The organism is Stutzerimonas stutzeri (assembly GCF_000935215.1).
In the GTDB taxonomy this organism is placed as follows: domain Bacteria; phylum Pseudomonadota; class Gammaproteobacteria; order Pseudomonadales; family Pseudomonadaceae; genus Stutzerimonas.
This window is the reverse complement of the sequence record NZ_JXXD01000122.1, coordinates 1-25086: the sequence shown is the minus strand read 5'-3', so window position 1 is coordinate 25086 and position 25086 is coordinate 1. Positions and strand designations below refer to the sequence as shown.

General features: G+C 64.1%; 19 protein-coding genes. 11 read left to right on the top strand and 8 right to left on the bottom strand.

Annotated features, from left to right (window positions below; genetic code table 11):
* Nucleotides 1-978: 978 nt before the first annotated feature.
* From LO50_RS13575 to LO50_RS13555, 5 genes are all read left to right on the top strand, one after another.
* Nucleotides 979-1893 (top strand): GGDEF domain-containing protein, encoded by a 915-nt coding sequence (locus LO50_RS13575; protein ID WP_041014041.1) that lies wholly within the window; start codon nucleotides 979-981, stop codon nucleotides 1891-1893.
* A 7-nt stretch (nucleotides 1894-1900) separates the two neighbouring features.
* Nucleotides 1901-2938, top strand: a complete 1038-nt coding sequence (locus LO50_RS13570; protein WP_044315327.1) for an AraC family transcriptional regulator — start codon at nucleotides 1901-1903, stop codon at nucleotides 2936-2938.
* Between the two features lie 45 nt (nucleotides 2939-2983).
* Nucleotides 2984-3886 carry a LysR family transcriptional regulator gene (locus LO50_RS13565; RefSeq protein ID WP_044315326.1) on the top strand — a complete coding sequence of 301 codons (903 nt, stop codon included), beginning with the start codon at nucleotides 2984-2986 and terminating at the stop codon, nucleotides 3884-3886.
* Nucleotides 3887-3987: 101 nt separating this feature from the next.
* Nucleotides 3988-4791 (top strand): formate dehydrogenase accessory sulfurtransferase FdhD, encoded by an 804-nt coding sequence (fdhD, locus tag LO50_RS13560; RefSeq protein WP_044315325.1) that lies wholly within the window; start codon nucleotides 3988-3990, stop codon nucleotides 4789-4791.
* A complete protein-coding gene (locus LO50_RS13555; RefSeq protein WP_044315324.1) occupies nucleotides 4788-7136 on the top strand; it encodes an FdhF/YdeP family oxidoreductase in 2349 nt (782 codons plus the stop codon). Before fdhD ends, LO50_RS13555 begins: the two co-directional genes overlap by 4 nt.
* Nucleotides 7137-7139: 3 nt before the next feature.
* Here LO50_RS13555 and LO50_RS13550 read toward each other — a convergent pair whose 3' ends face one another.
* The 4 genes from LO50_RS13550 to LO50_RS13535 all read right to left on the bottom strand — a co-directional run bounded on the left by LO50_RS13550 (nucleotide 7140) and on the right by LO50_RS13535 (nucleotide 12639).
* On the bottom strand, nucleotides 7140-7529 hold the full coding sequence (locus LO50_RS13550) for a GFA family protein (RefSeq protein WP_044315323.1): 390 nt from the start codon (nucleotides 7527-7529) through the stop codon (nucleotides 7140-7142).
* A 131-nt stretch (nucleotides 7530-7660) separates the two neighbouring features.
* Nucleotides 7661-8365 (bottom strand): potassium channel family protein, encoded by a 705-nt coding sequence (locus LO50_RS13545; RefSeq protein ID WP_044315322.1) that lies wholly within the window; start codon nucleotides 8363-8365, stop codon nucleotides 7661-7663.
* Nucleotides 8355-9683 carry a TrkH family potassium uptake protein gene (locus tag LO50_RS13540; protein ID WP_044315321.1) on the bottom strand — a complete coding sequence of 443 codons (1329 nt, stop codon included), beginning with the start codon at nucleotides 9681-9683 and terminating at the stop codon, nucleotides 8355-8357. The genes LO50_RS13545 and LO50_RS13540 overlap by 11 nt, the downstream gene beginning before the upstream one ends.
* A 130-nt stretch (nucleotides 9684-9813) precedes the next feature.
* Nucleotides 9814-12639 carry a PAS domain-containing hybrid sensor histidine kinase/response regulator gene (locus LO50_RS13535; RefSeq protein ID WP_044315328.1) on the bottom strand — a complete coding sequence of 942 codons (2826 nt, stop codon included), beginning with the start codon at nucleotides 12637-12639 and terminating at the stop codon, nucleotides 9814-9816.
* A gap of 531 nt (nucleotides 12640-13170) precedes the next feature.
* Between LO50_RS13535 and LO50_RS13530 the strand changes: the two genes are divergently transcribed.
* The gene (locus tag LO50_RS13530) at nucleotides 13171-13944 is read left to right on the top strand and encodes a TerC family protein (RefSeq protein ID WP_014820417.1); all 774 of its coding nucleotides are present in this window, start codon (nucleotides 13171-13173) and stop codon (nucleotides 13942-13944) included.
* A gap of 418 nt (nucleotides 13945-14362) precedes the next feature.
* Complete coding sequence (locus LO50_RS13525) at nucleotides 14363-15037, top strand: TIGR04211 family SH3 domain-containing protein (protein ID WP_014820418.1); 675 nt, start codon at nucleotides 14363-14365, stop codon at nucleotides 15035-15037.
* 5 nt (nucleotides 15038-15042) lie between these two features.
* Here the strand turns inward: LO50_RS13525 and LO50_RS13520 are convergent, their stop codons facing one another.
* The 3 genes from LO50_RS13520 to LO50_RS13510 all read right to left on the bottom strand — a co-directional run bounded on the left by LO50_RS13520 (nucleotide 15043) and on the right by LO50_RS13510 (nucleotide 16973).
* On the bottom strand, nucleotides 15043-15354 hold the full coding sequence (locus LO50_RS13520) for a hypothetical protein (protein ID WP_044315320.1): 312 nt from the start codon (nucleotides 15352-15354) through the stop codon (nucleotides 15043-15045).
* Complete coding sequence (locus tag LO50_RS13515) at nucleotides 15351-16073, bottom strand: AzlC family ABC transporter permease (protein WP_014820420.1); 723 nt, start codon at nucleotides 16071-16073, stop codon at nucleotides 15351-15353. Before LO50_RS13515 ends, LO50_RS13520 begins: the two co-directional genes overlap by 4 nt.
* 96 nt (nucleotides 16074-16169) lie before the next feature.
* Nucleotides 16170-16973 (bottom strand): AraC family transcriptional regulator, encoded by an 804-nt coding sequence (locus tag LO50_RS13510; protein ID WP_023443690.1) that lies wholly within the window; start codon nucleotides 16971-16973, stop codon nucleotides 16170-16172.
* A 193-nt stretch (nucleotides 16974-17166) separates the two neighbouring features.
* On the opposite strand from LO50_RS13510, the gene LO50_RS13505 reads away from it, so the two are divergent.
* The 4 genes from LO50_RS13505 (at nucleotide 17167) to LO50_RS13490 (ending at nucleotide 24588) form a co-directional block, all read left to right on the top strand.
* Nucleotides 17167-20286: a transglycosylase domain-containing protein gene (locus LO50_RS13505; protein ID WP_236690588.1), complete on the top strand. Its 3120-nt coding sequence runs from the start codon at nucleotides 17167-17169 to the stop codon at nucleotides 20284-20286.
* A 183-nt stretch (nucleotides 20287-20469) separates the two neighbouring features.
* On the top strand, nucleotides 20470-21567 hold the full coding sequence (locus tag LO50_RS13500) for an endonuclease/exonuclease/phosphatase family protein (protein ID WP_044315318.1): 1098 nt from the start codon (nucleotides 20470-20472) through the stop codon (nucleotides 21565-21567).
* A gap of 76 nt (nucleotides 21568-21643) precedes the next feature.
* Nucleotides 21644-24169 (top strand): alpha-glucan family phosphorylase, encoded by a 2526-nt coding sequence (gene glgP / locus LO50_RS13495; RefSeq protein ID WP_044315317.1) that lies wholly within the window; start codon nucleotides 21644-21646, stop codon nucleotides 24167-24169.
* A 65-nt stretch (nucleotides 24170-24234) separates the two neighbouring features.
* A complete protein-coding gene (locus LO50_RS13490) occupies nucleotides 24235-24588 on the top strand; it encodes a YgaP family membrane protein (protein WP_044315316.1) in 354 nt (117 codons plus the stop codon).
* Nucleotides 24589-24705: 117 nt separating this feature from the next.
* On the opposite strand, the gene LO50_RS13485 is transcribed toward LO50_RS13490, so the two are convergent.
* Nucleotides 24706-25086 (bottom strand): LysR substrate-binding domain-containing protein (locus LO50_RS13485; protein ID WP_044315315.1); only part of this gene is annotated, 381 nt, incomplete at its 5' end.

The window sequence follows — 25086 nt, the reverse complement described above, 5'->3', positions numbered from 1 at the left end:
GCAGAAACGGACACGGCGCAGCATCCCCGCCGTGACCACCGAAGGTCTTACCAAGACCGACGGTCCGGGCCCCCGGTGCTCACGAGGCGCCGCGCGAAGAAGCCGTTACCATCGGCCAGACGAATCGAAGAGACCACGCCCAGGCGTGGTCTTTTTCGTTTTGGGCGTGTGGTGGTTTGAATTGTCGAGCCAAAGCCAAAGCCGATTGCCGAGTTGGCTGGTGGCATGGTTTCGCCCTGCTGGGCGAGTCACTTTTTCCAGGCGCGGAAAAAGTAACCAAAAACGCTTTGCCCCTGCATCCGGCCCTGCGCTTCGCACCGGGTGCCTTCACTACACCGTGGCTTCGAGGGTCGCCGTACAAGGGCCATCCATGGCCCTTTACGGCTCTCGCGGCATCCATGCCGCTCGCCCCTCTACGCGACGACTCCGTTCACCCTCCTGAAGGGGCGATTGGAGTCGCCTGATAGTTTTCAATCGATCAAAAACTACAAACCAAGCCTCTCAATCTGTCAGGCATCTCGGACTAACTCCCCCGTCAGGAGGCCGAACGTAGGCGTTGCGCAGGGGGACGCGAGGCAGGACGCCGAGCGAGGAGTGAAGGGACAGGGACGTCCCTTCGCGACGGCCCCCGGAGCAGCGCCGGAGGGAGGGGAGTTTTGCGAAGCAAAACCCGGATGTCGGGGTGGCCTTCTCTTTGGTTACTTTCTCTTGGCCAGGCAAGAGAAAGTGACTCGCCAGCAGGGCGAAACCTAAATCGCCAAGCAACTCGGCAATCGGCATCGACTCGATGCAGCAAGCACCTCGTCCAGAACTGATCCGATCCATCAGGACAAACCACATTCCCGAGCCCCCACCAAACTGTCCAATCAACCAAAAAAACCCTGAGCCAATTCAACCCCCACCCCATTCATCCAACCGTCACATCCATCTGTTTCCGTGCCCTCACGCACTGGCGCGATCCCTCGCCACGGAGACCCGATGAAATCCCTCCTCAAACTCCACACCCTCACCCTCCTCGGCCTCGCCCTGGCCGCCAACGTCGGGCTGCAGCTGCTCCTCGCCGTCGGCCAGCTCAAATCCTGGGGCGAGATCGACTGGATGGACGTCGTCGGTGAAGGCGGTTGCGCCGCCCTCGCCCTCGCCTGGCTGATCATGCTGCTGCACAGCCGCCCGGCCGGCCGGGTGACGCGGTTGCTGGCGCTGGGGCTGGCCTGTATCTGTTTTTCCTGGTGGATGGACCTGCTCGACGAATTCATCCAGATCCCCGCCAACATCGCCTGGGACAACTGGCTGGAAACCGCGCCCATGCCGGTCGGCCTGATCCTGCTGACGTTCGGCATCTACCACCTGAACCAGGAACAGCGCGCCATCAACGCGCAGATGCACAAGCGCGAGCGACTGTTTCGCGAGCATCGCCTGTTCGACAACCTGACCCCGCTTGGCACCGCCGAGTACCTGCGTCGGCAACTGGACTCGGCCCTGCGCCAGGCCGCCGACGAGCAAAGGCCGCTGTCGCTGCTGGCGGTGGACCTCGACGAGTTCAGCCGGGTCAACCAGCGCTACGGTCAGGAAGAAGGGGACCTCGTGTTGCAGGCCGTGGCGCAGTTGCTGGTACTCAACCTGCGCCATCAGGACCTGCTCTGCCGCCTCGCCGGGGATCGCTTCGTCGTGCTGCTGCCCGATACCGCCGAGCAACAGGCGCGGCAGCTCGCCGAGGAGTTGCAGACCGCCGTCGCCAGCCTCGCGCACAAGACGCGCCAGCACGGCGAGCGCCTGCATCTGCGCGCCAGCACCGCGGTGGTGATGGCCTTCGACGACGATGCCGAGCAGTTGCTCAAACGCCTCAACCTCGGTTTGGCCAAGGCCAAGCAGTCCCTGCCACGCTGCGCCTGAGGCGACCATGGAAAGCCCGTTACGCTGGTACGAATGGGACACCCGCTTCATCGCCGCCCACCACCAGCCGGCGGTGTTGCTCGACCTGGCACTCTCGCGCGGTATCGACAGCCATGCGCTGCTGCGCGGCAGCGGGCTGTTCTACGAGGACGTCGCCAGCGGCCGCGCCCGCGTCAGCCCGGAGCAGCTGCTGACGCTCATCGGCAATACCGAGCGCTTGTTGGGTGCTGCGGACAGCAGCTTTCTGTTCGGCCAGCGCTTGCTGCCCGGGCACTACGGCGATGTCAGCCTTGCCTTGGCCAACGCCGGCAACCTCGAACAGGCGCTGGAGCGGCTTAGCCAGTTCCGCGCCCTGCTCTGCCCGCTGCTGGCACCAAGGCTGCTGCTGGATGAACAGCAGCTGCACATCTACTGGCTGGACAACGGCAGCGCCGGCCGCCACCAACGGTTTCTCATCGAGGCGCATCTGACCGCCATCGTCGCGCTGTGCAAGCGCGGCAGCGGCCTGCGCCTGCCCTGGCGCTTTCAGTTTGCCTATCCGCAGCCGCGGCACATCGAGCAGTACTGGGTGCACCTGGGTGACGCGCTGCAGTTCGACCGCCACCTGACCCTGCTCAGCCTGCCTCGCGAGTACCTGCATCAGCCCTGGCCGGATGCTTCGGCCACGGTAGGCCAGGTCGCGCAGCAGGCCAGCCAGCAGCAGATCGATGCGCTGGAAGGCCCCTGCGCCTTTCTCGATGCGTTCTACCAATACCTGCATGACAACATCCGCGAGCCGCTGAACCTGGAGCGCGTCGCGCTGGCGTTCGCCATGAGTCCGGCGACGCTCAAGCGCAAGCTGGCCAAGCACGGCACGCATTTTCAGGAACAGCTCGATCTGGTGCGCACGCACGTCGCGCTCTACCTCTATCAGGCCCGAGGCCTCGGCAATGAGGCCGTGGCGCGGCACCTCGGCTTCAACGACACCACCAACTTCCGCCGCGCCTTCAAACGCTGGACCGGCGTGGTGCCCAGCGGCCTGCAACCGCTGTTCGACGCTCCCTGACGGCGTGCTAAGGTGCCGCCCGCACTACCTTCGAGGCGAGCGGGCATGGATATCAAACAGCTGAAGTTTCTCGTGGCGCTGGATGAGACGCGTCATTTCGGCCAGGCCGCGGCACGCTGCCATGTCACCCAGCCGACCCTGTCGATGCGCCTGCGCAGCCTGGAAGACGAGCTCGGTCTGCAGCTGGTGATCCGCGGCCAGCGCTTCGAAGGCTTCACTCCCGAAGGCGAACGCATCCTGGCGTGGGCGCGTAGCCTGCTGGCGGCGCAGGACGGTCTGCTGGCCGAGGCAGCGTCCTGCCGCGGTCAGCTGGTCGGCACGCTGCGTCTGGGCGTGGTACCCCTGGCTGGCTTCGACCCGATGCAATTGGTGCAGGCCTTCGGCGAGCGCCACCCGAATCTGCGCTTCGAGTTGTTCGCGTTGAGCAGCGATCAGATTCTCGAACGGCTCAATCGCAATCTGCTGGACCTGGGCCTGTCCTACCTGGAACGGCTGGATGACGCGCACTTCACCAGCCTGCCGCTCGGCGAAACCCGCATGGGGCTGTTGCATGACGAGCGCCATTTTCGCTTCGATGCGCCATCGCTGCGCTGGGAAGCCCTCGCCGATCTTCCGCTCGGTCTTTTGACCGGCGGCATGCACTTTCGCCAGTCCATCGACCATGCGCTGCGTAGCCGTGGCCTGAGCCTGGCACCGCGGCTGCAGACCGATGCTGTCCACCATCTGCTGCAGGCCGTAGGGGCCGGACTGTGTTGCGCAATCATGCCGCTGGATAGCGGCCTCGAAGCACTGGACAGCCGACTGACCCTGACGCCCATCGACAACGCCAGTACCCTCGCGCCGCTGGGGCTGATCCTGCGTCGCGGCTCACCGCGATCCGCGCTGGGCGAAGCCTGTTTCAACGAAGCGCGCGAGCTGTTGCAGCGGCAAAGACCTGCCATCTGCTGACGAGCGATCGATACGCTCGATCACCCTATCGAACATAGCGATTGGACGATCCCTCCCTGCGCTCTTAGGCTCCCTGCGTCGACCTGTCGCAGGCCATCGCCATGCAATACGCCACCCTCAACGCCCCAAGCGCCAATGCTCCGGATCTCGGCGCGGCCCCATTGGCTGACGAATGCGCCCTGGCCATCAGCTACAACGGCCTCAATCAGGCCGTGATGATGGTGACACCGCTGGATCTGGAAGACTTCGTTATCGGCTTCAGCCTGAGCGCCGGCTTGATCGAGCGCATCGATGATCTACGCGACCTGCGTTTGCGGGGCGATGGCAGCGCGCAGCATGCCGAAGTGCAGGTGAGCCCGCGGGCGTTCTGGCGTATCAAGCAGCAGCGGCGGCAATTGGCTGGCCACAGCGGTTGTGGCCTGTGCGGTGTGGAGGCGCTGGAGCAGGCATTGCCACAGCTCGCACCACTTTCGCCAATCGATCTGCCGCCCGAAGGACATTTCCACGATCTGCGCCAGCGCATCGCCAACGCCCAGCTGCTGGCCCGCGACAGCGGCGCACTGCACGCGGCACTGTATGTCGACGGCAACGGAGAGATCGCCCTATGCCGCGAGGACATCGGCCGGCACAACGCGCTGGACAAGCTGATCGGTGCGCTGACGCTGCAGCGCCGTACGCCAAGCGAAGGCTTCGTCGTGATCACCAGTCGCTGCAGCCTGGAGCTGATCCACAAGGCCGTGCGCGCCGGCATCGGCACGCTGGTCAGTCTGTCCGCGCCGACCCACCTGACCGTCGAGTGGGCGCGTCGGCATCACCTCAACCTCATTCACCTGCCCCACCACAGCGCGCCACGGGTCTACAGCCCGGCACCTGCGCTGCCCGAACAGAACGGATGCCAACCATGAGCCGCACGTCCCGCTTCCATCCCGCCACCCGTTTCCAGCCCTACGCCGGCCCGGCAGGCGGCTGGGGCGCGCTGCGCAGCGTGGCCAGCGCCTGGCTCGGCAGTGGCAACGCGCTGAAGAACATCCGCGCCATGCTGCGCACCAACCAGAACGGCGGCTTCGACTGCCCCGGCTGCGCCTGGGGTGATTCGCCGGAGGCCGGTGCGGTGAAGTTCTGCGAAAACGGCGCCAAGGCAGTGAACTGGGAAGCCACGCGCCGCCGCGTGGATGCCGCCTTCTTCGCCCGCCACAGCGTCAGCCAGTTACGCCAGCAGAGCGATTACTGGCTCGAATACCAAGGTCGCCTGAGTGAACCGGTCCGTTACGACGCCGCCAGCGACCGCTACCTGCCGATCAGCTGGGACGATGCCTTTGCGCTGATCGCCCATCACCTGAACGGCCTGGACAGCCCGCACCAGGCAGCCTTCTACACGTCCGGCCGGGCCAGCAACGAAGCGGCTTATCTCTACCAGCTGTTCGGTCGCAGCTTCGGCACCAACAATTTTCCCGACTGCTCGAACATGTGCCACGAGGCCAGCGGCGTCGCCCTGACCGAATCCATCGGCGTCGGCAAGGGCACGGTGACGCTGGAGGATTTCGATCACGCCGATGCGATCTTCGTCCTCGGGCAGAACCCCGGCACCAACCATCCGCGCATGCTCGAACCATTGCGGCAGGCTGTGGAGCGCGGCGCTCAGGTGGTCTGCTTCAATCCATTGCGCGAGCGCGGGCTGGAACGCTTCCAGCACCCGCAGAAGCCCATCGAGATGCTCGCCAACCAGGACGCGCCGACTCACAGCGCCTACTTGCGGCCCAATCTCGGTGGCGATCTGGCGGTGCTGCGCGGCATCGCCAAGTACCTGCTGCAATGGGAGCAGGAAGCCCAGGCCAGCGGCGCGCCGGCGGTGTTCGATCACGCGTTTCTGGCTGAGCACAGCCACGGGCTGGACGCCTATCTGGCCGAGGTCGAAGCCACGCCCTGGGCGCTGATCGAGCAGCAGTCGGGGCTCGATCGCGAAACCATTCGCCACGCCGCCACGATCTACCGCAACGCGGAAAGGGCCATCGTCTGCTGGGCGATGGGCATCACTCAGCACCGTCACTCGGTGGCGACCATCCAGGAAATCGCCAACCTACTGCTGTTGCGCGGCAACCTCGGCAAACCCGGCGCTGGCGCCTGCCCGGTGCGCGGCCACAGCAACGTGCAGGGCGACCGCACCATGGGCATCAATGAGCGGCCGCCGCTTGCGCTGCTCGATGCACTGCAGCGCCAGTTCGACCTGCCGATGCCGCGCCAGCCCGGATACAACACCGTGGAATGCATCCAGGCCATGCTCGCCGGGCAGGTCAAGGTGTTCATCGGTCTCGGCGGCAACTTCGCCCAGGCCACGCCGGACACCCCGCGCACCCAGCAGGCGCTGCGCAACTGCGAACTGACCGTACAGATCAGCACCAAGCTCAACCGCAGTCACCTGACCATGGGCCGCGACGCGCTGATCCTGCCGTGCCTCGGCCGCACCGACATCGACCGCCAGGCCTGCGGCCCGCAGGCGGTCACCGTAGAAGACTCGTTCAGCATGATCCACGCCTCCCGCGGCCAGCTCGAGCCCGCGTCCGCCGAGATGCGCTCGGAGCCGGCCATCGTCGCCGGCATCGCCGCCGCCACGCTGGGCAAGCGCCCGGTGGACTGGCTCTGGCTGGTGGAGGACTACGCCCGTATCCGCGAGCTGATTGCGGCGACCATTCCCGGTTTCAGCGGCTTCGACCACCGCCTGCATCGCCCTGGCGGCTTCTACCTGGGCAATGCCGCTGCCCGGCGCGAATGGAACACCGCCAGCGGTCGCGCCGAGCTCAAGGCGCACCCGTTGCCGGCCGATCTGCTACCCGAGCAGGCCCGCCACGGCGGCGTGGAGGCCGACCTGATCCTGCAGACGTTGCGCTCCCACGATCAGTACAACACCACGCTCTATGGTCTGGATGATCGCTATCGTGGGGTAAAAGGCATGCGCGATGTGGTGTTCGTCAATCCCGCCGACATCCAGCGACTGGGCCTGGAAGCCGGCCAGCAGGTCGATCTGCTCTCGCTGTGGGACGACGGCATCGAACGCCGCGTGCGCGGTTTCACCCTGCTCGCCTACGACACCCCGCCCGGCCAGGCCGCCGCCTACTACCCGGAAACCAACCCGCTGGTGCCGCTGGAGAGCTTTGGCGAGCGCAGCCACACGCCGACTTCGAAATTCATCGCGATTCGCGTGCTGCCGAACACCCAGAAAACAGAGCAGCCGCTGATCGCCAGCGGCCAATGACGCTCATTCGAAGCGGCTGGAGTCGTCGCGATCGTGCTGGTAGCGCCGGTTGAGCGGAAACGGCGGCAGCCAGCCTTCGCGACGCACGGTCCAGCACTCGTAGGTCGGCGTCAGTTGGTCGGGTGCATCCAGGGCGCCGAGATGCACCTCGATTTCATCGGCGAGGCGGGAAAAAACAGACGAGCCACAGCACGGGCAGAAATGCCGTCCGGCATATTCGGCCGTCTCGCCCTCGACGGTTACCGCATCCTGGGGGAACACCGCAGCCGCATAGAACAGCGCGCCATGATGTTTGCGGCAGTCCAGGCAATGACAGATCCCGACGCGATAAGGCTGCCCCACCGTCATGATCCGCACGTTGCCGCACAGGCAGCCACCGGTTAATGAGTTCACGTTCGGCGTCCTCTAATTCAACGAAGGAAGCAGCGAGCCCAGGCTATCGATCACTGAATCGCAGGCTCGACCGCCCGAGAAGCGTAGTCGCCTCTCGGCTGCCGCACTAAAGGAGCGCGTAGCCCCAGGCCTCAGCTTCGCTTGCGCCCCTGGCCGGCGAAACGCTGGATGTCATGGGTCGGGCCCGAAACGATCAGCAGATCACCCGGCAGCACCTGGGTGCTGGGCGTCGCATGCTGAAAATCCTCATTGGCGCGCTTGAGGCCCACGACGGTCACGCCGAACTTCTCGCGCACCCCGGCGGCGGCGAGCGTCGCGTTATGAACGCGTTCCGGCGCATGGATCTTGGCGATGGCGAAACCGTCGTCGAACTCGATGAAATCCACCATCCGCCCGGAGATCAGATGGGCGACCCGCTCGCCCATGTCCGCCTCGGGATAGACCACATGGTGCGCGCCGATCCGCGTCGCGATCTGCCCGTGCTCGGCCGTCAGCGCCTTGACCCAGATGTCTTTGATGCCCAGCTCGGTCAGCGCCATGATGGTCATCAGGCTTGCCGCCATGTCGGAGCCGATGCCGACGATCGCGTGGGGAAAATCGGCGACGCCGAGCTGCCGCAGCGCCATGACATTGGTGGAATCGGCCTGCACCGCATGGGTCAGCAGGTCGGCCCAGGCATGCACGGGCTCCGCCGCCTGATCGATACCCATCACATCATGGCCCAGACGCGTCAATGAGCGCGCCACCGAACTGCCGAACCGCCCCAGCCCGATGACCACCACGCTGTCGCCTTTAGAGAACGAAAACTGCTCTGAAAACAACAATTTAGCCAACAATTGGGTGTTCCTCCGGATAGCGGTATGGCATGCGGTGCTCGCCCAGTGCGAGGGAAGCGGCCAGCGTGATGGTGCCGACCCGACCGACATACATCAGTAGGGTCAGCATGAGCTGACTGGTTTCCGGCAGGTCCGCGGTAATGCCGGTGGACAGGCCGACCGTGCCGAACGCCGAAATGACTTCGAAGATGACCTGATCGGTCGGGATATCGGTGTCGCGCAGGATGACCAGCGTACCCAGCACCACCAGCGCGCTGCCCAGCACCAGCACGGTAATGGCCTGGCGCTGCACGGAACTGCCGACCCGACGGCCGAACACCTCGACATCGGGCCGGCCGCGAATCTCGGCGATCACCATCAGCGCCAGGATGGCCACGGTGCCGACCTTGACCCCGCCCGCGGTCCCCGCACTGCCACCGCCAATGAACATCAGAAAATAGTGCAGCGCCCAGCTCTCGTGGGTCAGCGCGCCGATGTCGATGGCATTGAAGCCGGCTGTACGCGCCGAGACCGAAACGAATGCCGCCGACAGCATCTTGTCCGCCCAGGCCATCGGGCCGAGCGTGCCAGGGTTGGACCACTCGAACAGCAACACGGCCAGGAAGCCGCCCCCGAGCAGTACCGCGGTCCCCGACAGCGTCAGCTTGGTGTGCAGCGACCAATGCCGCGGATCGGTCCACTTGCTGCGCAGATCGTAGAGCACCGGAAAGCCTATCCCGCCGATCACGATGGCGCTCATCACCGGTGTCAGGACCAGCGCATCGGTGGCATAGCGGACCAGACCGTCGCCGTGAATAGAGAACCCGGCGTTGTTGAATGCCGAAACGGCGTGGAACAGCCCGCTCCAGGCTGCATCGCCCCAGGCGAGGCCGTAGGTCAGATGCAAACGCAGGGTGAGCAGCAGCATCACCGCCAGCTCCATTACCAGCGTCACCACCAAAACAAGCTTCGCCACGCTGGTGATGTCACCCAGCCCCAGCACGTGGGATTCGGCCTGGGCGATCAGCTTGGTTCGTAGGTGAAACGAGCGGTTGACCAGCAACCCGAGCAGGGTTGCCAAAGTCATCATGCCGAAGCCTCCGAGCTGAAACAGCAGCATGATCACCACTTGGCCGAAAGTGGACCAATAGGTGCCGGTGTCGACTACCACCAGCCCGGTGACGCTGACCGCTGACACGGCGGTAAAGAAGGCAGTGATCCACGGCGCCGACTCACCCTGGGCTTGGGCAGCGGGCAATGACAGCAACGCTGTACCGCAGAGAATGGCGAAGAGAAAAACGAGCGAGACAACCCTGCCTGGGTGCAGCAGTGATTTCATTCGACCCACACTGACGGATCCGAAGAGTGAGAACCGCCGGAATCGGCGGTCCTGAAAGCAGGGCGAGAGGCTAGGCGCATTGCTTCGATTCTTCAACTGGACGGCCGAAATAGAACGCTCGAAGCCTGACCTAGCCTTTCATCATCTCGAGCACCCGGGCAGCGAGGACATCTATCGCGAAAGGCTTGGTCAGCACCTGCATGCCAGCGCCGAGCGAGCTGTTGCCCAACGCGGCGCTCTCGGCATAACCAGTGATGAACAGCGTCTTCAGACCGGGGCGCACCTGGCGACCGGCATCGGCCATCTGCCGGCCGTTCATCCCACCGGGCAAGCCGACATCGGTGATCAGCAGGTCGATGCTCACATCCGACTGCAGCAGCTTCAGCCCGGCCACGCTGTCCGATGCTTCGATCAGCGTGTAACCGAGGTCGCCCAGCACATCCATTAGCAGCAGGCGTACGGTCGGCTCGTCGTCGACGATCAGAATCGTGCCGCAGGCGCCCGCAAGCGCTGTCGCGGGGTTGCTTTGCGCCAAGGTGCCGGTCCCGGCATTGCCGTGGTAGCGCGGCAGGTAGATGCACATCGAGGTTCCGCGACCGACCTCGGAATCGATGCGCACCTGCCCGCCGGACTGTTTGGCAAATCCGTAGATCATCGAAAGCCCCAGCCCGGTGCCTTCGCCAATCGGTTTGGTGGTGAAGAACGGGTCGAACGCTTTTGCAATCACGCTGGGCGTCATGCCGGTCCCTGTGTCGGTGACGGACAGCGACAGATACTCGCTGGCGGGCAGGTCATAGGCCTGCGCCATCTCCGGACTGAGCACGCGGTTGGCGGTCTCGATGGTGATCCGACCGCCGTCGGGCATCGCGTCGCGCGAGTTGATGCAGAGATTGAGGATCGCGTTCTCCAGCTGACTGGCATCGACCGACGCCGCCCAGAGGTCGGGCGCACTGATGGTTTCGAGGAGGATGCTCGGCCCCACCGTGCGCTGGATCAGCTCGGTCATACCCTCCATCAGCATGTTGACGTCAACCGGCCGCGGGTCGAGAGTCTGCCGGCGGGAAAAGGCGAGCAGCCGATGGGTCAGCGCCGCGGCACGCCTGGCGGCACCCTGTGCAGCCGACATGTACTTGTCGATATCGTCCAGTCGCCCCTGGGAAATCCGCAGATTCATCAATTCCAGCGCGCCGCTGATACCGGCCAGCAGGTTGTTGAAGTCATGGGCAAGACCGCCAGTCAGCTGGCCGACCGCTTCCATCTTCTGCGACTGACGCAGCTTCTCCTCGGCCTGGATCAGCTCTGCCGTCCGCTCGGCCACGCGCTGCTCCAGCGTGTCGTTGAGTGCGCGCAGCGCAGCGGTGGCGCGATCCCGCTCCGCCTCGATGGAGCGCCGGTCCTCGACGTCGATCAAGACGCCGGGAAAGCTCAACGGCGTGCCGTCCTCGGCATGATCGACGCGCCCGTTGGCCTCAAGCCAGTAGAACCTTCCATCAGCGCGGCGCACACGGTACTGGTGCGCATAGGCACCACCGCGGGCGATGACTTCTTCGATCGCTGCAATCAGTCCGTCCCGGTCCTCAGGGTGCACCGTTGCGATGATCTGCTCGAGGCTAAGTCCGTCACGAGCAAGGGTGGGATCGAGGCCGAAGGCGTTCGCAAACCCCTCATCCACGGTGAAGCGGTCGGTTGGCAGATGCCAGTTCCAGGTACCGATGATCGCGCCCGCCTCGAGCGCCAGCTGGACGCGCTGAATATTCTCCCGCGCAAGAGCTTCGCTGATGCGCAGGCGTTCTTCGGCGTTTCTGCGTTCGGTTACGTCGTTGAAGAGGATGGCGATTCGCCGCTCGGCGGGATCGCCGACGCGGACGGCGCGAACGTCGAACCAGCGTTCGAACGCCTCGGCATAATTCTCGAAGTTGGTAGGCTCACCGGTCTTGGCGACGTGGCCATAGGCTTCGAACCAGAACTGCTCCAGGTCCGGCGCGAACTCGGTGACCCATTTGCCGCGCAGGTCTACGCCGGCCTGGCGCTCGAACGCAGGATTGGCCTCGAGGAAGCAGTAATCCACGGGATTGTCGTCGGCATCGAACTTGACCTGAACGATGGCGAATGCCGCCTCGATGGTCTCCAGAATGGTGCTGGAGCGTTCCTCACTCTGGCGCAAGGCCGCCTCGGCGGCGCGCATGCGCGTCATGTCGAGCATCGCGCCGATCATCCGCACGGCATGGCCGTGAAAGTCACGAATCACATGACCGCGGTCGAGGATATCCGCGTAGGACCCATCCAGACGGCGAAAGCGATACTCGTCGGTCCAGGTCGTCCCGCTGCCATCGATGACCGCATGGATCGACCGGTGAATACGTGCACGGTCATCCGGATGGATATGCGCCAGCCACCAGTCACCGGAGCTGTCGACGTTTGCCAGCGGATGGCCGTACGCCTGCTCCAGCGCGTCATTCCACAGCACGTGATTGCTGAGCAGATCCCAGTCCCAGACCGCATCGTTGGTCGCCTTCGCGGCCAGCCGATAACGCACCTGGGTGTCTTCCATAGCGAGGCCCGCAAGGTGCTCGCTGGTGCGGTCACGCAGGATTTTCATGAAGCCGAGGTGTGCACCATTTTCGTCATGGATCGGCGAGAGTTCGCCCGCTGCCCAGAACTGCTGACCGTCCTTGCGCAAGTGCCATCGCTCGTCCAGAGCGCGGCCCTCACGTAGCGCGCTCTGCATCTCTTCGCCAAGCCAGTCGCAGGCCCGATCGGCCGGCGTGAAGAACAGCTCGGCGCTTTGCCCGCGCATCTCCCCTGCGGTCCAGCCCATCACCTGCTCGGCGCCGGCATTCCAGTCGGTGATGATGCCTGCGGTGTCGGTCAGGATGATGGCGAAGTCGATCGCACTCTCGAATATCGCGCGCTGACGCGCCTCGCTGCCAGCCAGTGCCAGGAGGCTGGCATGCAGCGTTTCAGGGAGATCTTTCGAGACGCCCGACTGTACGGTTGTCGGGTGCTGACGATGCTGCTCGCGGGCGGGCTGGGTATCAAGGGGAACTTGGGACAAGGCTGGGTCTGGATCGATTCCAGCCAGGCCCAGAACCGCGCGCAAGCGCGCCACCTCAGCCACCAGCTCCTCTCGGGTCAGATTTTCCAGAGCTATTTCCACTATGCATCGTGATGAATGGGCGGGCGGTAATCCCGCAGCGTGCTGCAGGTCATAAAAGCAGAAACCTCCGAGCTTTGCACCCGCAGGTGTTAAGCGGTGGCCAAAGAACAAACGGTCTGGCTTGCCTGATTCTGGCGCCCCAGGCGCATGGGATTTCGACGCATGCTGGCGCTATAGGGACGGTTACCGCACGCGAGGCACCCGCCACTTGGCACTGAATCGATTTGATACAAAGCGGTCAAAAATGCGGGCTCTGTTACGGATTGCCTTCCAGCTATGCTCGCGCACCCGCCAGACGCGGGATCGTCATCACTCACGCTAGAGATCCATATGGAATCGCTTATCCAGCTCTTCTCCGAACCCACCACCTGGGTTGCCCTGGCAACCTTGATAGCCATGGAGGTGGTGCTCGGCATCGACAACCTGATCTTCATTTCGATTCTGACGAACAAGCTTCCGGAGCATCAGCGTGAGCGCGCGAGGCGCATCGGCATCAGCCTGGCGCTGGTCCTGAGGCTGGGCCTGCTCGGCACGGTGGCCTGGATCGTTCAGCTCACCGAGCCAGTCATCGAACTGTTCGGCAACGCGTTTTCCTGGAAGGACATGATCCTGATCGCCGGCGGCCTGTTCCTGCTCTGGAAAGCCACCAAGGAGATTCACCACAGTGTCGACCCGACACCCGGCGGCGACATGTTCGAAGGCAAGCAGCTCGACAATGCCGTCACGATGGGCTTCAGCGCCGCGATTGCGCAGATATTGCTGCTCGACCTGGTGTTCTCGGTGGACAGCATCATCACTGCGGTGGGTATGACCGATCATGTCGCGATCATGGTCATTGCCGTGGTCGTCGCGGTAACCGTGATGCTCCTGGCGGCGAACCCCCTGGCCAAATTCATCAACGAGAACCCGACCGTCGTGATGCTCGCGCTCGGCTTCCTGCTGATGATCGGCATGACCCTCATCGCCGAGGGCTTCGGTGCCCACGTACCAAAGGGCTACGTGTATGCCGCCATGGCGTTCTCCGCCGGAGTCGAGATGCTGAACATGATGGCCCGGCGCGCACGGCAGAAGCAGCTCGGTCTCGCTCAACAGCAATCGAAATAAACTGACGGTGGGCCTGCATCAGCGAACAGGAGTCACGCTGGAGCAGGCCCGCCGCGCCGAAGCTCTCATAGCCATGCCGGCATAGAGACCGGCCCGGTATCACACTCTCTGTTTCGAACCACCTGCGGCATGCAACGACTACGGTCACAGAGTATGCCGCCCTTCATCACGCAGTCATCAATCCGACAAAAAGTGCCTGAACTTTTGCCAGGAGGGACTGTCAGTCAGCTGATGCACCCTACGGAGCGCCTGCGTTTTCGTGCCGTTTGCACGTCGGCCTCCGGCCCGTGGCTGCCACCGACTCCGGCCACGTTCAGCGTGCTTCTCGCTGCCTCCGAGCCTGCGTCTCGCGCGCCAGACAAGCCGACCTCACTACCCTCACGCTTGGGTCCTATTCTTCCAATAACGCGAATTTTTCATGTCCATATCTCTTCATCTTTTTGCCTTGCTCTCCCGGTTCAGCTTTTCCCAGCCGCGCCAAGTCATCGGCGCCAGTCTGTTCGGCGCCCTGCTCATTGCAGGGCCTGTGGATGCCCAGGAATCGTCCGATAACGCGCGCTGGGTCAGCGACAGCCTGAACACCTACGTGCGCAGCGGCCCCACCGACGGCTATCGCATCGTCGGCACGCTGACCTCAGGGCAGAAGGTCGAGCTGATCAGCACCCAGGGCGATTACAGCCAGGTACGCTCGGAGTCCGGCAGCAACGTCTGGATTCCCAGCAAGGAACTGCAAGACGTTCCCGGCCAGGCCGAGCGCCTGCCGCAGCTTGAACAGCAAGTCGCCGAACTCAGCGAGGAACTCAAGACCATCGACGATAGTTGGAAGGTGCGCGTGCAAGGCATGCAGGAAACCCTGGACTCGCGCAAAGCTCTGATCGACGAACTCGACGCCCGCCGCATCGCCCTCGAGGCGGAGCTGACCGAAGCACAGTCGGAACTGCGTACGACCCAGGCGCGGCTCGGCGACGAGAACAAGCAGGTGCTCATGCAGTACATGGTCTATGGCGGCAGCATCGCCGGTGCTGGGCTGCTGGTGGGCCTGATCCTGCCAATGCTCACCCGCGGCCGTAAGCGTAACGATCGCTGGTTCTGACTCGATCAGCCGATGAGGGCTGCCGCTGTGTAGTAGAGCGCTGCACCGACCAGCATGCTGCCAACCAGACCGACTCGGCCGCTGATGGCGAGCAGAGCGACACCCAATAGTGACGTCGCAGCAGCAGCCGGTGCAGCGCTGATTTCGCTGTATGCGACGTAGACTGCGAGATTGATGAACACCGCGGTCGGCAGGATCTGCCCGACGATGCGTAGACCGCCCGCGCCGAGCGGCATGCTGACGAATACTGGCACGACTCTGACCAACAAGCTGGTGATCAGCAGCGCGGCGGTGGCAATCAGGACCGCCCCGTTCATGCTCTGACTCCGTTCAATAGCAAGGCTACGAGTAATACGCCGGGGATCCAGAAGTACACAGGACCAAGCGTCAGGATCAGTCCGAGGGAAGCTGCGGCACAAAGAAAGATCAAAGCTGCCCCGGCGACCTGATGGCGCCGAATGTGCGCTCGCCGTGCCTTCAGCTGCGACAAGGCGAGGTAAAACAACACAGCGCTCGCCGGAAATCCGAGGTTGAAATCGTTGCTGAGCCAATCTTCAGGCAGAACCCCACCGATCACAGCGCCAAAGGCTCCTGCCAGTACCCAGGTTAGAAATATCGCGCTGCGTATCTGCAGCATCCGGTCGATCGGCTCGTCGTCCCGTTCACAGGCATAGGCTTCGTCGCCTAGCATGTGCGCACTGCAGGCGCGCGCGAATGCAGATCGAGGCATCCGTCGTATAGTCGAGATCGCCATCGGCAGGTAACGACAATTGATCGATGCAGTTACAAGCAGCAGCGTAAAGAACCCCGTGCCACTTTCGGACAGCGGCAATGCTGCAAACTGCCCGCTGCCAGTGAAACCTAGCAAGCCGAGCAGCAAAACATCCAGTACCGACCAGCCGGACCGTGCGGCAAGCACGCCGAACAGCATGGCAACCGGCATGACCGACAATGCCGCCGGAAGGGCCTGTTTCAAAGCGCTGCCGGTTACGAGCGTGGGCGCCGCCGGGTCCGCGTTCTCTACTATTTCTGACAATTACACCACTCTCCGAGCTGCGCGATGACATGCGCAGCGAAGTGTGAGTAGTGCCGCCGAAGGATTCTTGTACGATCGTGCAACCGCGCGCTGACTTCAGCTCAGCCGCATCAGCCGTGCCCAGTGTGCAGGGGTAAGTCCATAGGCTTGTTTGAAGTGGCGACTCATGTGGCTCTGGTCGTTAAACCCCGAAACGAGTGCGGCGTCGGCCACTGATATCCCGTTCGAAAGCAACCGCCGAACATGATCTAGGCGGCGTAACGTCAGGTAGCGGTATGGGCTGGTGCCATACAGGGCACGAAAATCACGCGACAGGTTCCAGCGATCCCGGCCGGAAACCCGCTCGAGTTCGTCAAGGCTGAGAGCTCTATCCAGATGGTGGTGCATGTACTCCCGAGCCAGTTCGGCGGCGCGGAAGTCGGCTCGTCGTCGATTGACTCTTCTCCCGGCTACGACGGACATGACCTGGGCCAGGTCAAACAGCGCATCCTGCTGCTCCAACTCTTCTATCGGGTTGTCCAGGCAAGACAGCAGCGCCCAGACGACACGCCGCAAGCGTGGATCACGGGATATCCCGTCATTGATGAAAGGCAATGGCTGCCCACCGAGCGGCCCCTGCAGCATCGCAGGCTGGACATAGATTATTCGGTAACGGAAACCCGCCTCGCTCCCCGCCTCGCCGTCGTGCAACTCGTCGGGATACACCACGAAGGTATTTCCGGGGAGGCTGTAGCGGGCGCTCTTGCGGTAGTTGAAACGGTGCACGCCGGCGAGCGTACAGCCGATCGCATAAGTGTCATGCCTGTGGGGAGCGTAACCGTAGCCACTGAAGTAGGCCTCAAGCCGCTCAAGGGGGCCAGGCTCGTCAGGGCGCCGTATCCAATCGTTATTGCCCTTCATTACTACTCCCAAGCCCCGAACGATGCACGTCTCACAGTAGCGGTCCACAGCTACGACGAGCAACTCACCAAGCGCCCCACTGCCTCCGCTTCAAGGCTCGTGCTTGAGCCGCTCCGTTCGTCAAACCGCCATCGCTTAAGCCGTGCGGGCGAACTATGCTTGCCGTAGAGCACTGCTAGGAAGCCAGGCACACATGGGCGCAGTATGGCGGTCCGACAATACATCCCAGGATGGGCGTAACAAGCGCGCCCCTTCCCCCAAATCATCCCGCACATCAGCTAAAGGCCGTCGCAAGACGGCACGCCGATTGGCGCTGCTCGTCGGCATTTCGCTGCTGGCAGGCGGTGGCTATCTCGGTTGGCAGGAGCTGGACAGCGCCCGATGGCAATCGCACTGGTTAAGCCGCTATGCGGCCGATCTGGATTACGCGGTCAAACCCGGGCCGAGCCCACGCATTCAGTTCCCCGAGGACGGTCCGTTCGACCGCCGCCTGGGCTACGTCGATCTGCCGCGCTTCATTCAACAGCTGTCACCGCGCAACTTCAGAATCGAGGAGCAGGCACGCTTCTCGCGGGCACTGCTGGATTACACCCACCGCGGATTCTTTCCGCCCTACCCCGAGGATTCCCAGGCCGGGTTGACCATCAACGACTGCCGCGGCGTGCCGATCTACACCAACAGCTATCCACGCCAGTATTACGAGCGCTTCGAGGACATCCCACCGCTGGTGGTGATGAGCCTGCTGTTCATCGAGGACAGTGGCCTGCTGGACGCCAGCCGCCCCCACGCCAACCCGGCGGTGGACTGGCCGCGCTTCACCAAGGCGGCGATCAGCCAGCTGGAGAAGCGCCTTGGCCTCAGCGGCCAGGCCGCCGGCGGCAGCACCCTGGCCACCCAGGTCGAGAAGTATCGGCATTCGCCCGAAGGCCGCACCGGCGATCCGCAGGAAAAGATCCGGCAGATGATCTCCGCCAGCGTGCGTACCTATCGCGAGGGCCCGCAAACCCTGGCCACCCGCCAGCGCATCGTGCGCGACTACCTCAACAGCGTGCCGCTCTCGGCGGCGCCCGGACACGGTGAAGTGCATGGCATCGCCGATGGCTTGCGACTGTGGTTCGGCGCCGACTTCCGTGAAGTCAATCGCCTGCTCGACCCACGCAGCGCCGACGAAGTCGATGCGCAGGCGCGCGGTCTGGCGCTGCGTCAGGTGCTGTCGCTGCTGATCGCACAGCGGCGTCCGTCGTACTACCTGGGTGCCGGCCGCGAGGAAATGGCAACGCTGACCGACAGTCATATCCGCCTGCTGGCCAACGGCGGCATCATCGATGCCGGCCTGCGCGACGCAGCGCTGGGCCAGCGCGTCCTCGGGCAAAGCCCGAGTCGCGACTCGGCGATCCGGCAGGTGGACGCCACCAAGGGCATCACCGTCGCGCGCATGCGCCTGGCGGGACTGCTCGGCTTGCCCCTGTATGACCTGGATCGCCTGGACCTCACCGCCAGCACGCCGCTGCAGGGTGATCTGCAGGCACAGATCAGCGAGTACCTGGTGCGCCTGGCCGATCCCGCTTTCGCCGAAACGGTCGGACTGTTCGGTGATCGCATGCTGTCCCCGGAGAAGACCGCCGCCGTGCGTTACAGCTTCACGCTGTTCGAGCGCGGCGAGGAAGGCTTCCAGGTGCGGGTACAGACCGACAATACCAACCAGCCGTTCGACATCAACGAGGGCAGCAAGCTGGAGCTGGGCTCGACCGCCAAGCTGCGCGTGCTGACCACCTATCTTGAGGTTATCGCCGAGCTGCACCAGCGCTACTCGGACCTCACCGCGGGCGAGCTGCGCAAGATCGACACCAAGGCCAATCTAAGCCGCTGGGCCATCGATTACCTGGCCACGCACAGCGACCGCAGCCTGGAGCGCATGCTCGACGCAGCCCTGGATCGGCGCTACTCGGCCAGCCCCGCCGAACGCTTCTTCACCGGCGCCGGCATGCATCGCTTCGGCAACTTCCGCCGTGAAGACGACGGGCGTATCCCCACCGTACGCGAATCGCTGCGCGAATCGATCAATCTGCCCTTCGTACGGCTGATGCGTGATCTGGTGAGCTACAGCACCTACGAAACCATCAACAGTGCCGAACTGCTGGGTGACGACAAGGACCCGCGCCGCCAGGAATACCTGACCCGCTTCGCCGATCGCGAGGGCTCGGTATTCCTGCAACGTTTCTGGAAGAAGTACCGCAACAAGAGCGCCGAGCAGCGCATCGAGACCTTCCTGCAGGGCATGCGGCCGACACCCGTGCGCCTGGCGGCCGTGCATCGCTACCTGATGCCGGATGCCGAGCGGCCGGTCTTCGACAGTTTTCTCAAGCAGCATCTGCCGGACTCCGATCTCAACGACAAGAAGCTGGATGCGCTCTACACCCGCTATGGCCCGGGCGCCTATAGCCTGCCCGATCAGGCCTACATCGCCCGCACGCACCCGCTGGACCTCTGGCTGCTGGGCTACCTGATCGCCCACCCGCAGGCGACGCTCTCCGAAGTGGTCGCCGACAGCCGCGCGCAGCGCCAGGAAGTCTACGGCTGGCTGTTCCGCAGCCGGCACAAGAGCGCGCGCGACAGCCGGATTCGCATCATGCTGGAGGTCGAAGCCTTCACCGACATTCATCGCCGCTGGCAGCGGCTGGGCTATCCGTTCGACAACCTTGTGCCGTCACTGGCGACCGCGCTGGGCAGCTCGGGTGATCGGCCGGCTGCGCTGGCCGATCTGATGGGCATCATCCTCAACGATGGTGTCCGCCTGCCCAGCGTGCGCATCGACAACCTGCACTTCGCCCAGGGCACGCCCTATGAAACCCGCATGGACCTGGTCGCCGGGACCGGCAAGCGGGTGATGCCGGTCGAGGTCTCCAGGGCGCTGCAGGATGCGCTAGCCAATGTGGTCGAAGGCGGTACTGCGCGGCGTTTGCAAGGCAGTTTCGTGCAGCAGGACGGCAGCGCTTTGCGAATGGGCGGCAAGACCGGCACCGGTGACAACCGCATCCAGAGCGTCGGTGCTGGCGGCCGGCTGATCAGCTCGCTGGCGCTGAACCGCACCGCCACCTTCGTCTTCTATCTCGGGCCCAACCACTTCGGCACGCTGACGGCCTATGTACCGGGACGCGCCGCCGACAGTTTCCGTTTTACCTCGGCGCTGCCCGTGCAGACACTCAAGGGCATGGCGCCCCTCCTGCAACCCTACCTGCAAGGCCAGAACACGCTGTGCCGACCGGAAAACCTGCCGGCGCTGACCAGCGGCATGCTTTCGGCCGAAAAGTGATCCCCAACGCCCGCATCGGTGCCCTTCCCGGCGCCGATTTCGGCGCACGCACCGGCAAAAACTGGACGTAATCCGAATTCGTTTGCGACGCTTCGCCTAATAGCCTGTCGAATACCCCGGTCCTGGAACCAATCTGGAGTGCACACCTGATTGCCGAACTGATCGGCCATAACGGGAAACGTCATGATCGAAGGGATACTGCTGCTCACCACGGGACTCTTTGTGCTCGTCACACTCCTGCCGCTGTGGCGGCATCGCGCCTGGTGGGTGCGCGTATGGGAGTTTCCGCGCCTGCAGCTCGGCGCGCTGCTGGTCGCCCTGCTCGTCGCTCAAGGCATGCTGCTCGACTACAGCCAGCCCTGGCATTACCTGATCTCTGCCCTGGCCGGCGCGTGTCTGATCTACCAGCTCGCATGGGTCGTGCCCTACACACGTCCCTGGCGCAACGAGGTTCGCCGGGCGGAGGCAGATGCCGCAGGGCCGCGCATCCGGGTGATGTCATCCAATGTGCTGGGGCCGAACCGACGGTCCGATCGGCTGCTGGCGCTGGTTCGCGAGTATCGCCCGGACGTTCTGGTGACGCTTGAATCGGACCAGTGGTGGGAAACGCAGCTCGAGCAACTCGCCGAGCACTACCCGCACAGCATCCGCTGCCCGCTGGACAACCTCTACGGCATGCATGTCTTTTCACGGCTGCCGCTGGAAGAGCCGGAGCTGTGCTTTCTGGTGGAGGACGACGTGCCCTCCATGCACGCTCGGGTGCGTGTCAGCGACGAGCTCACGGTGCGCATGCACTTCCTGCATCCCGCACCGCCCAGCCCGACCGAGAACGAGGAATCCACCGAGCGCGACGCGGAGTTGCTGGTGGTCGCCAGGAGCATCCAGGACAGCGATGACCCGATCATCGTCAGCGGCGACCTCAACGATGTCGCCTGGTCGCCCACCACGCGCCTGTTCCGCAAGATCAGCGGACTGCTCGATCCACGGGTCGGCCGCGGCATGTACAACACCTTCCATGCCCATCACTGGTTTCTGCGCTGGCCGCTTGATCACTTTTTTCACAGCGCGCATTTCCGCTTCATCCGCCTGCTGCGGCTGCCTGATATCGGCTCCGACCATTTCCCGGTGTTCATCGAGTTGCAGTACGACCCCAAGCACACTGAAGAGCAGCATGGCCTTGAAGCCGATCGCGACGACGAGCAGCAGGTCGAGGAAACCATCGACGAGGAGCCCGTCACCCCGGGCGAGGTACCGCAACCTGCGGCCGGCCCGCGACGCTGAGCCGCTGGCCCTCAGTCGGGGCTGATCGGCCTATGCTGGAACACACCCTACGCCCAGTTCAGACGAGAGAGCCCGCATGACACCTGCATCCGAACGCCCAGCCATCACCCCGGAAACCCTGCGCCAGCTCGCCTTCGACCAGTCCATCCGCTGGACCAGCCAGAACGACGACCTGTGGCAGCTGATCGATAACGACCTGTGGCAGCTCACGCGCAATCCCAGCATGGTGCTCAGCACCGTGCCCGAACAGAAGCTGCAAGCACTGCTGCAACGCGCTGAATGCCATCGTCTGGTGGAGGGCATCGTCGAAGCTCAGCAGGCACGCCTGGAGCGGCCGACCTGGTTCGCCAGCCAAGGCCACGGTGACCGCAGTTACAGCGAACAACTCGCGCGAGTCGCCTATTTCTCCATGGAGTACATGCTCAGCGAGGCGCTGCCGATCTACTCCGGCGGGCTCGGCAATGTCGCCGGCGACCAGCTCAAGGCCGCCAACGACCTCGGCGTGCCGATAACCGCAGTAGGCATGCTCTGGCAGCACGGCTATTTTCGTCAGAGCATCGGCCCGGATGGTCGCCAGCAGGCACTCTACCCGGTCAATGACACCCGGCAGATGCCCATCGAGCCGCTGCTCGACACCAGCGGAACAGCATTGCGTTTCGCGATCCAGCTGCCCGGCGTGCAGATCTGGCTGCGCGGCTGGCAGGCCAGGGTCGGCCGCCACCGCCTGCTCCTGCTGGACACCAACGACCCTGCCAACCCGCCCATCGCACGACTGATCACCAGCGAACTCTACGGTGGCGACAACGAAATGCGTCTGCGCCAGGAGCTGGTGCTGGGCATCGGCGGCTGGCGGCTGCTCGAAGCCGCCGGACTGCAGGCCGACGTGCTTCACCTGAACGACGGCCACGCCGCCTTCGCCGTGCTGGAGCGCGCCCGCAGCTACATGGCCAGGGAGCGCGTGTCCTTCGACGTGGCACTCCACGCAACCCGCGCGGGCAATCTGTTCACGACCCATACGCCCGTCGAAGCCGGCTTCGACCGCTTCCCGCCGGAGCTGCTGAGCAAATACCTGGAGCGCTATGCCGAGTACGAACTGGGCATCCCGCTGCAGTCCCTGCTGGCCATGGGTCGCAAGCATGCGCACGACCCACACGAGCCATTCAACATGGCCTACCTGGCAACGCGCGGGGCCGGGGCGGTCAATGCCGTCAGCCAGCTGCATGGCCGCACCAGTCGCTACATCTTCCGCGAGCTTTATCCGCGCTGGCCGCTCGAGTCGGTGCCGATCGGTCATGTCACCAATGGCATCCATCTGCCGACCTGGGTATCGCCGGACGCCGAAGCCCACTGGTATGAGCTGCATGGCGATGAGATTCCCTGGCGCGGCACCGACCAGGCTTCCGTGGACGATCTTCTGGCCCAGGTCGATGACCGCTGGCTGTGGCAGATCCGCCAGCATGCCCGTGGCGAACTGCTCAGCTTCGTACGCAGCCACCTGGCCCGCAGCCTCGCGGTGCACGGCGCCTCGCCTGCGGAGATCGAATTCGCCGGCTCGCGCCTGCACCCGCAACGGCTGACGCTCGGCTTTGCCCGGCGCTTCGCCGCCTACAAACGCCCTAACCTGCTGCTGCAGGACCCGGAGCGGCTGGCGCGCCTCCTCACCCATCGCGATTACCCGGTGCAGCTGCTGGTTGCCGGCAAGGCGCACCCCGCCGATCGCGCCGGCCAGGCGCTGCTCTGCGAATGGCAGCAGTTCGCCGCGCGCCCCGATATTGCCGGCCACGTGGTATTTCTCGAGGACTATGACATGCGTATCGCCCGGCACATGGTGCAGGGCGTGGATGTCTGGCTGAATACCCCTCGTCGCCCGTGGGAAGCCAGTGGCACCAGCGGCATGAAGGTCCTGGCCAACGGTGGGCTGAATCTTTCGCAGCTCGACGGCTGGTGGGCCGAAGCCTATGCCGCCGACCTCGGCTGGGCGGTCGGCGACGGCCTGGAGCACGAACCCGAACACGATGCCGCGGACGCCGAACAGCTGTATCGGCTACTCGAAGAGCAAGTCGTGCCCTGCTTCTACCAGCGCGACCAGCAGGACATCCCCACCGCCTGGGTGAAACGCATGCGCCGCAGCATGAGTGCTCTGGTGGAACGCTTTTCCGCCGACCGAACGGTGCGTGAATACACCGAGCGCTATTACCTGCCGCTGTCCGGCAGCTACCGACAGCGCTGCGCGGATGGTTCTGCGTTGGCCAGCGAGATGTTGCGCCGAATCACCAGCCTGCGCAGTTACTGGCACGAACTGGCCTTCGAACAGTTTGAGTGGCGGCGCGAGGGCGATGCCCAGCACATTGAGGCTCGCCTGCACCTCGGCCGAATCGAACCGGAGCAGATAGCCGTGCAGCTGTTCGCCGAATCGCAGGGAGCGGAGCCGGCCAACGTCCACACGTTGCAACTCCAGCACCACGAAGGCTCATACGCCACCTTCCGGACTGAGCTGAGCACCCAGCGCCCTGAGGCCGACTACACCGCACGGGTCGTCCCCAGCACCGCGCTGGGCCTGGCGGTGCCGCTGGAACTGCCGCTCATCCTTTGGCAGCGATGAACAGCCGGAACGCTGCCCGCATGCCGCAGTCATCTATAAACCACCCGCATAGAGGATGCCGCGTCATGATCAAGCAAATGTTCGACAAAAACGCCCCACAGAACGTCCACGGCTGGGAACGCGCCGCCTCGCTGGCCGGCGGCCTGGTGATGATGGGCAAGGGGCTACGCCGTGGCGGATTGATCGGGATCGCCGAGCTGGCCATGGGCAGTATGGCGCTGGCTCGTGGTATCAGCGGTCGTTGCGAGGCCAAGCGCATGCTCGCGGAGATGGAAAGCAAGCCGGCGCTGCCAAGCCAGCGCTACAGCCATATGCCAATGGATTCCGAAGTGCACAGTTCGGACTTCACCGATACCAGCGTACAAATGCCGGACTCCACCCCCATGGGCAACGAAAGTCGCACCACGCCGCGCGTCTGATCGACCGGCAGCGCCTCGATGATGCGCTGCTCGCTAACCGCCTCTACAAGCGGCAAAAGCGCAAACCTCACGGCGCTCTAGCGGCGCCGTGGCTGCAATGCGGTCAATCATCGATAACTACTGGCCCAACAATCGGTCCTGGTTCTGCTGCGCCATTTCCTTCAGGTAATCCCAGGTCGTGCGCATGCGCGCCAGGTCCTTGAACTCGATCGGCATGAGCATCCAGAAGGTGCGGGTAAAGCTGACCTCCTCCGGCAGCAGCAGTCGCAGCCGTGGATCGGCGTCGGCGGAAAACGCCGGCAGGATCGCGATCCCAGCCCCCATCGCCACCGCTTCCTGCTGCGCCAGCAGGCTGGTACTGCGCAGGCCGATGGAGCGGGCGTCGGCGATGCCATCGAGAAACAGCAGCTCCTTGCTGAACAGCAGGTCATCCACGTAGCTGACGAAGCGGTGCGCGGCCAGGTCCTCGCGGCTGCGGATCGGCGGGTGTTCGTCGAG

Bases quoted from the DNA above. Each gene is read 5' to 3' on its own strand.
- LO50_RS13575 (WP_041014041.1), top strand. From the start codon at position 979: ATGAAATCCCTCCTCAAACTCCACACCCTCACCCTCCTCGGCCTCGCC.
- LO50_RS13570 (WP_044315327.1), top strand. From the start codon at position 1,901: ATGGAAAGCCCGTTACGCTGGTACGAATGGGACACCCGCTTCATCGCC.
- LO50_RS13565 (WP_044315326.1), top strand. From the start codon at position 2,984: ATGGATATCAAACAGCTGAAGTTTCTCGTGGCGCTGGATGAGACGCGT.
- fdhD (WP_044315325.1), top strand. From the start codon at position 3,988: ATGCAATACGCCACCCTCAACGCCCCAAGCGCCAATGCTCCGGATCTC.
- LO50_RS13555 (WP_044315324.1), top strand. From the start codon at position 4,788: ATGAGCCGCACGTCCCGCTTCCATCCCGCCACCCGTTTCCAGCCCTAC.
- LO50_RS13540 (WP_044315321.1), bottom strand. From the start codon at position 9,683: ATGAAATCACTGCTGCACCCAGGCAGGGTTGTCTCGCTCGTTTTTCTC.
- LO50_RS13530 (WP_014820417.1), top strand. From the start codon at position 13,171: ATGGAATCGCTTATCCAGCTCTTCTCCGAACCCACCACCTGGGTTGCC.
- LO50_RS13525 (WP_014820418.1), top strand. From the start codon at position 14,363: ATGTCCATATCTCTTCATCTTTTTGCCTTGCTCTCCCGGTTCAGCTTT.
- LO50_RS13520 (WP_044315320.1), bottom strand. From the start codon at position 15,354: ATGAACGGGGCGGTCCTGATTGCCACCGCCGCGCTGCTGATCACCAGC.
- LO50_RS13510 (WP_023443690.1), bottom strand. From the start codon at position 16,973: ATGAAGGGCAATAACGATTGGATACGGCGCCCTGACGAGCCTGGCCCC.
- LO50_RS13505 (WP_236690588.1), top strand. From the start codon at position 17,167: ATGGGCGCAGTATGGCGGTCCGACAATACATCCCAGGATGGGCGTAAC.
- LO50_RS13500 (WP_044315318.1), top strand. From the start codon at position 20,470: ATGATCGAAGGGATACTGCTGCTCACCACGGGACTCTTTGTGCTCGTC.
- glgP (WP_044315317.1), top strand. From the start codon at position 21,644: ATGACACCTGCATCCGAACGCCCAGCCATCACCCCGGAAACCCTGCGC.
- LO50_RS13490 (WP_044315316.1), top strand. From the start codon at position 24,235: ATGATCAAGCAAATGTTCGACAAAAACGCCCCACAGAACGTCCACGGC.